Consider the following 6,503-nt stretch of genomic DNA (forward strand, 5'->3'; position numbering starts at 1 on the left):
CGCTCTTCCGATCTAGCGCGGTCCGCGCCATCACCACCGGCGCGCGGGCGATGGGCCGTGCCCTCGGCGGCCTCGCCAACACGCTGGGCCCCGACCGGGTCGTCGTCGGCGGCGGCGTACCGGGGATCGGCCCGCTCTACTGGGACGCCCTGACGGACGCCTTCGCGGGCGAGCTCATGCCACCGCTGCGCCGGCTGCGCCCCGTGGCGCCGCTCCACGGCGCCGACGCCGCCGTACTCGGCGCCGCAGCTCTGACCACCACCGCCCCTCTGCACCGACCGGGAGCCCTTCTGTGAGCACACCGCCCAGCACGCAGCCCCATTCGCCCGCCGCAGCGCTCGCCCAGGCGCTCCGCGGCCGCCTCATCGTCTCCTGCCAGGCCCCTCCCGGTGACCCGATGCGGGAGACCGGCACGCTGGTACGGATGGCCAGGTCCGCTGCCGCGGGCGGCGCGGCAGCCGTACGCGCCAACGAGCCCGAGGTGGTGGCGGCGATCCGGGAGGCCGTCGGCCTCCCCCTGATCGGGCTGTGGAAGGACGGCGACACCGGGGTGTACATCACGCCGACCGTCCGGCACGCCCTGGCGCTCGTGACGGCGGGGGCCGATGTGGTCGCCGCCGACGCCACCGCACGGCCGCGCCCTGACGGCAGCACCTTCGCCGCCCTGGTCGAGGCGGTCCACGCGGCGGGCGCCCTGGTGATGGCCGACGTCTCCACGCTCGAAGAGGGCGTGGCCGCTGCGGCCGACGGCGCGGACCTGGTGTCGACCACCCTCTCCGGGTATGTTCCCGGCTCACCGCGGCAGGACGGTCCCGACCTCGACCTGGTCACGGCTCTCGCGGCCGCGGTGGACGTCCCGGTCGTCGCCGAAGGCCGTATCCGTAATCCGCAGGAAGCCGCCGCAGCACTCACGCACGGTGCCCACAGCGTCGTCGTAGGCACCGCCATCACCGCTCCCACCGCCCTGACCGCCACGTTCGTCTCGGAACTGGCCCAGCGATAGCGCATCACCGCCTGCCGGACGGCCTCAACGCCGAGTCCGTCCGGCATTCTGGAGGCACCGTGCACAACAACACCCGAGCCACGCTCCCCTGGTACCGCGAGGTATCCCGCACTCAGTGGAAGTCCTTCTTCGCCGCCTGGATCGGCTATGTCCTGGACGGCTTCGACTTCGTCGTGATCACCCTGGTGCTCACCGAGATCAGCGACGACTTCCACCTGAGCACGGTGCAGGCCGCGAGCCTGGTCTCCGCCGCTTTCATCACCCGCTGGCTGGGCGGGGCCGTACTCGGCGCCCTGGGCGACCGGTACGGGCGCAAGCTGTCCATGATCGTGAGCATCCTGCTCTACTCGCTCGGCACCTTCGCCTGTGGTCTGTCGTGGGACTACACCAGCATGTTCGTCGCGCGCCTCGCGATCGGCATGGGCATGGCCGGGGAGTACAGCGCGAGCGCCACGTACGCCATGGAGAGCTGGCCGGCGCGGCTGCGCAACCGGGCCAGCGGCTTCCTGATCTCCGGCTTCTCCGTGGGTTCGGTGCTGGCTGCCGAGGCGTACAAGTGGATCGTCCCGAACCTCGGCTGGCGCTGGATGTTCTACATCGGTCTGGTGCCGATCGTGGTCGCGCTGTGGCTGCGGCGCGCCCTGCCCGAGGCTCCCGAGTGGAGCGAGACGGTCAAGGAGGACAAGGCCAGGCCCAATCCGTTCCGCCCGCTCTTCGCCTCTCCCGGCCTGGCCACGGTCAACACGGTGCTGGTAGTGGTCGCGACCGTCACCCTGTTCGCGGTCTTCACCCCGACCGGTGCGGGACTCGTCCCGGTCCTCTCGGTGCTGGCGGGGCTCAGCATCCTCGCCCTCGCGGTGCAGCTGGGCGGCCGGCGCAGCTGGCTGCTGTATGTGTCCATGATCGTGACGGTCTTCTTCGCCTTCCTGTACACCTGGCCCATCCAGGCGCTGCTGCCGACGTATCTCAAGACGGATCTGGGCTACTCGCCGAGCCAGGTCAGTGACGCGCTGTTCTTCGCCGGGTTCGGCACGATGGCCGGCTGCTGGCTCGCCGGCTTCGTCGGTGACTGGATCGGCACGAAGAAGGCGTACGCGTTCACGCTGCTGGCGTCGATGGTCTTCGTGTTCCCGGTGTTCGCCGTGCACGACAATCTGCTGCTGCTCGGTGTGCTGCTGTTCGTGCTGCAGGCGCTGAGTTTCGGTATCTCGGGGCTGCTGCCGCGCTACATCGGCGGCCACTTCCCGACCGGGAGCCGGGCCGCGGCGCTCGGTTTCACCTACAACGTCGGAGCGCTCGGCGGTGCGGTGGCCCCGGTCCTGGGGGCCCATCTGGCTTCGGGGATGCCGCTGGGCCGGGCACTCGCCGTACTGACCTTCGCCGGTACGGTCCTGGTCGTCCTGCTGGTCGGCTTCGATGTGCCGGCCCGGCTCAACCGGCTGACGGACCCGGACGGTGTCCATGACCATCTGGCGGCCGAGCTGCCGGACACTGCGGCCACCCCGCTGCCCGAACAGCAGCGGAGCGGGACCTGACAGCCCGTACGCGCGAACGGCACCTCCCTACGCGCGCCGCCCCGGCGGGGCAGCCACAGTCGGCTGTCCCGCCGGGGCGTTTCCCGTCACCGGCCGCGCCGCTGCGGCCGGCTCGGGCACACGGGCTCGGGCACACGGGCTCGGATACGCGAGTGGGGTGCGGATGCTGAAGTACGCGGGCTCAGGTGCGCTCAGGTCGTGAGCAGGACGCCCCCGTAGCTGACCCCCGCGACGACCACCCAGGAGGCGAGGCCGAGCAGGGCCGTCCTGGCTCCGGAGCGGGCGAGGGACGGCAGGTGGACGGCGCTGCCGAGGCCGAAGAGCGCCATGGCCAGCAGCAGCTGCTGTGCGGTGTCGGCGGCGTCGAGGACTCCGGTGGGCAGCACGCCGGTGCTGCGCAGGGCCGTCATCGCCAGGAAGCCGACGACGAAGAGCGGCACCACGGCCGGGCGGCGGACGCCCGTCGCCTGCTTGCCGCCGGCCGCATCGTGGGCGCGGCGCCTGCGGTAGGCCACCGCGACCCCGGCAACCAGCGGGGCGAGCATCGCCACCCGGATCAGCTTGACCATCACGGCCTCGGCGAGCGCGTTGGGGCCGGCGGTCTGCGCGGTGGCCACCACCTGGCCGACGTCGTGGACACCGGCGCCGACCCACCGGCCGAACTGCAGGTTGTCCAGCCCCAGCGGGTGGTGCAGCAGCGGCAGGACCGCGATGGCGAGGGTCCCGCACAGCGTCACCAGGGCCACCGATGTGGCCACGTCTGACGCCAGCTGCTCGTCGTCCTCGTCCTTGCCGAGCGCACCGCTGACGGCGCTGATGGCCGAGGCTCCGCAGATCGAGTAGCCGGTGGCGATCAGCAGCGGCTGGTCACCGGGCAGGCCCAGCTTCCTGCCGAGCCACCAGGTCCCGAAGAAGGTCGCGAGGACCACACCGAGCACCATGGTCACCGTCGCCCAGCCGAGGCCGAGGACATCGCCGATGCTGAGCTTGAGCCCGAGCAGCACGATCCCGCCCCGCATCAGCCGCTTGCCGGCCGTCGAGAGCCCGGCCCGGCCCCGGCCGCGTACGAACGGATGCAGCCCCGGAACATGCGCCGCCACCACTCCGAGCACCACGGCGGCCGTCAGCATCGGTACGGCGGGCAGCAGGGCGTGCACGCCCTCGGCGAGACCGAGTCCGACGACGGCGAGCGCGAGGCCGGGAGCGTTGCGGCGCACCGGACCCGGTGCGGAGGCGCTGCCGCCGGACGACGGCTTCGCGGGCTGTCGACCGGGGGGCGGTGACTGGGTGCGTTCCGTACTCAGTGTCATGATCACCAGCGTGTGGGGGATCCGTCCGGCCCGGTAGACGCGAATCCGGGACCAGGCCATAGGGTTCCCCTATGAAGGTTTTCCTATGAGGGTTCTTCCGAGCGGGACGCACCGTACGAGGGGGCACCGGTGAGCGAGCGCGGCGAGACTCAGGACAGCGGCCAGCGGCCGCTGCCCGATCTGCAGTCGCTGCAGCTGCTGGTCACCGTGGCGGAGACCGGCAGCCTGGGCAGGGCTGCGGCCCGGATGCTCATCAGCCAGCCGTCGGCCAGTGCGCGGATGCGGACGCTGGAGCGCCATCTGGGGCTCCAGCTCCTGGACCGCTCCACCGCGGGGTCGCGGCTCACCGCGGCCGGGGCGGTGGTGACCGACTGGGCCCGCGCGGTGCTCGAACAGGCCGCGGCGCTGGTCGAGGGCGCGGCGGCGCTGCGCTCTCGGCAGGACAGCCGGCTGCATGTCGCCGCCAGTCTGACCATCGCGGAGGAGCTGATGCCCGGTTGGCTCGTCACTCTGCGGGACACCGCGCCCGACGCCCATGTGGGGCTGACGGTGACCAACAGCTGGGGTGTGGTCGAGGCGCTGCGCCGAGGGGGCTGCGATCTGGGCTTCGTCGAAGGCCCGCGGGTGCCCGACGATCTGCACCGCTCGGCGGTGGGGCGGGACCGGCTCGCCGTCGTGGTGGTGCCCGGCCACCCCTGGACCCACCGCCGCAGCGCCCTGACCGGGCGCGAGCTGGCCGACACCCCGCTGCTGCTGCGGGAGGCGGGCTCCGGCACCCGGGAGACGCTGGAGCGGGCGCTGCGCCCGTACGACGGGATCGCCGTCCCGGTCCTCGAACTGGGCTCGACCGCCCCGCTGCGCAGCGCAGCGGCCCGCGGTCTGGCCCCCGCTGTGCTCTCCGCGCTCGCCGTGCGCGAGGACGTGGCGTCGGGCCGCCTCGTCGAGGTCGAGGTCGACCCTTCCGTACGGCTGCACCGCGTCCTGCACGCGGTCTGGCCCAAGGGCCGCGAGCTGCCGGAGCCGGCGCTCCATCTGCTCCGGGTGGCCAAACACCGGTAGGGCGCGGGCGGCGGTGGTACGGGCTCGTGCCGTACCACCGCCGCTCACGCCCCGGACGGTTTGTGACCGGTGGTGGTGTCGCGGTGGTGTCGCGGCTCAGCTGCCGCGCAGGACGTCCGGGAGACGGCGGACGGAGTCGATGACGTAGTGCGCCCCCGCGGCGCGCAGCTGGGGTTCGGTGTGGGCGCCGGTCAGTACGGCGACGACCAGACCCGCTCCGGCGCGCAGCCCCGCCTCGATGTCGTACGGGGTGTCGCCGACGACCACGGTGTGGTGGACGGAGGGCGCCCCGGTGCGCAGGAGTGCGGTGAGGACCATGTCGGGGTACGGGCGGCCGCGGCCCGCGTCGGCGGGTGAGAGCACCGCGTCGGCGAGGTCGAGCCAGCCGAGGGAGGCCAGCAGGCTGTCCCTGGTGCGGGGCGAGAATCCGGTGTTGAGGACGACGGCGATACCGGACGCGCGGAGTGCCTCGATGGTCTCGCGGGCGCCCGGGATCGGTGTGCACCGGCCGGCCGCGACGAGTTCGGCGTAGGCGCGCTCGAAGATGTCGTTGGCCCGCTCCGCCTTGCTCTCGTCGCCGAAGAGATGGCGGAACACCGAGATCTTGGACTCGCCCATGGTGGCGCGGACGTGTTCCATCATGCGGTCGTGGGCCACACCGCCCTCGGGGACGTCCAGCTGGGACAGGGCCTGGACGAAGGCGTCCTCCACGGCGCCGGCGTCGGTGACCGTGGTGCCTGCGAGGTCCAGGACGGCGAGGCGGATGCCGTCGGGGGATCCGGCGCGGTGAGCGGCGCGGGGAGCGGGGCCGGGGGCAGCGGTCGGGGATGTCACGGGCACGGTGCTTCCTCCGGTGCTCGGGGAGGGCGGACGCTGTCCGCCTGCAGGGCGGCCGCCAGGGCGAGGGCCGCGATGTCGGGCCCGGTGCAGCCGCGCGAGAGATCGTGCAGCGGCGCAGCGAGGCCCTGGAGCAGCGGGCCGACCGCGGTGGCGCCGCCGGCCCACTGGGCGATCTTGTAGCCGATGTTGCCGGCGGCGAGCCCGGGGAAGACAAAGGTGTTGGCCCGGCCGGCGAGCTCGGAGGCGGGCGCCTTCGACCGGCCGATGGCGGGGACGGCGGCAGCGTCGTACTGCAGCTCACCGTCGACGGCGAGACCTGGCTCGGTGGCGCGGACCAGGGCCAGGGCCTCGCGCACCCGGTCCACCTGGGGGTGGGACGCACTGCCCTTCGTACTGAAGGACAGCAGCGCCACCCGGGACGGCTCGCCGGTGAGGGCGCGGTAGGTGGCGGCGGTGGCGAGGGCGATGTCGGCGAGTTCCCTGCTGGTCGGGTCGACGACGACCGCGCAGTCCCCGTAGCCGAGAAGCCGCCCGTCGGGCATCACCATCAGGAAGCTGCTGGAGAGGGTGCGGATGCCGGGGGCGAGACCGACGACGTACAGGCCGGCCCGCAGGACGTCGGCGGTGGGGCGGTTGCTGCCGGCGACGCACGCGTCGATCCGTCCCAGGCGCAGTGCGGTCGCGGTGAGACAGAGGGGGTCGGCCGCCAGGGCGCACCGCCCGTCGAGCGGCAGGCCGCGCCGGGCGGCCAGCGCG

The 6,503-nt window shown here is 73.2% G+C and carries 7 protein-coding genes; 4 read left to right on the plus strand and 3 right to left on the minus strand.

Annotated features, from left to right (window positions below; translation table 11 throughout):
* The 3 genes from G3I19_RS33315 to G3I19_RS33325 all read left to right on the plus strand — a co-directional run.
* The coding region (locus G3I19_RS33315; protein ID WP_164267444.1) for an ROK family protein at window positions 1-296 on the plus strand (296 nt) is incomplete at its 5' end.
* Window positions 293-1,003 carry a putative N-acetylmannosamine-6-phosphate 2-epimerase gene (locus G3I19_RS33320; RefSeq protein ID WP_164267445.1) on the plus strand — a complete coding sequence of 237 codons (711 nt, stop codon included), beginning with the start codon at window positions 293-295 and terminating at the stop codon, window positions 1,001-1,003. The genes G3I19_RS33315 and G3I19_RS33320, both read left to right, overlap by 4 nt.
* Before the next feature lie 59 nt (window positions 1,004-1,062).
* The gene (locus G3I19_RS33325) at window positions 1,063-2,538 is read left to right on the plus strand and encodes a sialate:H+ symport family MFS transporter (protein ID WP_164267446.1); all 1,476 of its coding nucleotides are present in this window, start codon (window positions 1,063-1,065) and stop codon (window positions 2,536-2,538) included.
* Between the two features lie 191 nt (window positions 2,539-2,729).
* Here the strand turns inward: G3I19_RS33325 and G3I19_RS33330 are convergent, their stop codons facing one another.
* Entirely contained in the window at window positions 2,730-3,848 is a 1,119-nt protein-coding gene (locus G3I19_RS33330; RefSeq protein ID WP_164267447.1) for a putative sulfate exporter family transporter, read from the minus strand.
* 129 nt (window positions 3,849-3,977) lie between these two features.
* On the opposite strand from G3I19_RS33330, the gene G3I19_RS33335 reads away from it, so the two are divergent.
* On the plus strand, window positions 3,978-4,907 hold the full coding sequence (locus G3I19_RS33335; RefSeq protein ID WP_343235286.1) for a LysR substrate-binding domain-containing protein: 930 nt from the start codon (window positions 3,978-3,980) through the stop codon (window positions 4,905-4,907).
* A gap of 96 nt (window positions 4,908-5,003) precedes the next feature.
* Here G3I19_RS33335 and G3I19_RS33340 read toward each other — a convergent pair whose 3' ends face one another.
* On the minus strand, window positions 5,004-5,741 hold the full coding sequence (locus G3I19_RS33340) for a phosphonatase-like hydrolase (RefSeq protein WP_164267448.1): 738 nt from the start codon (window positions 5,739-5,741) through the stop codon (window positions 5,004-5,006).
* Window positions 5,738-6,503 (minus strand): phosphate acyltransferase (locus G3I19_RS33345; protein ID WP_164267449.1); only part of this gene is annotated, 766 nt, incomplete at its 5' end. The genes G3I19_RS33340 and G3I19_RS33345, both read right to left, overlap by 4 nt.

This window comes from Streptomyces sp. SID10853, assembly GCF_010548145.1.
Classification (GTDB): domain Bacteria; phylum Actinomycetota; class Actinomycetes; order Streptomycetales; family Streptomycetaceae; genus Streptomyces.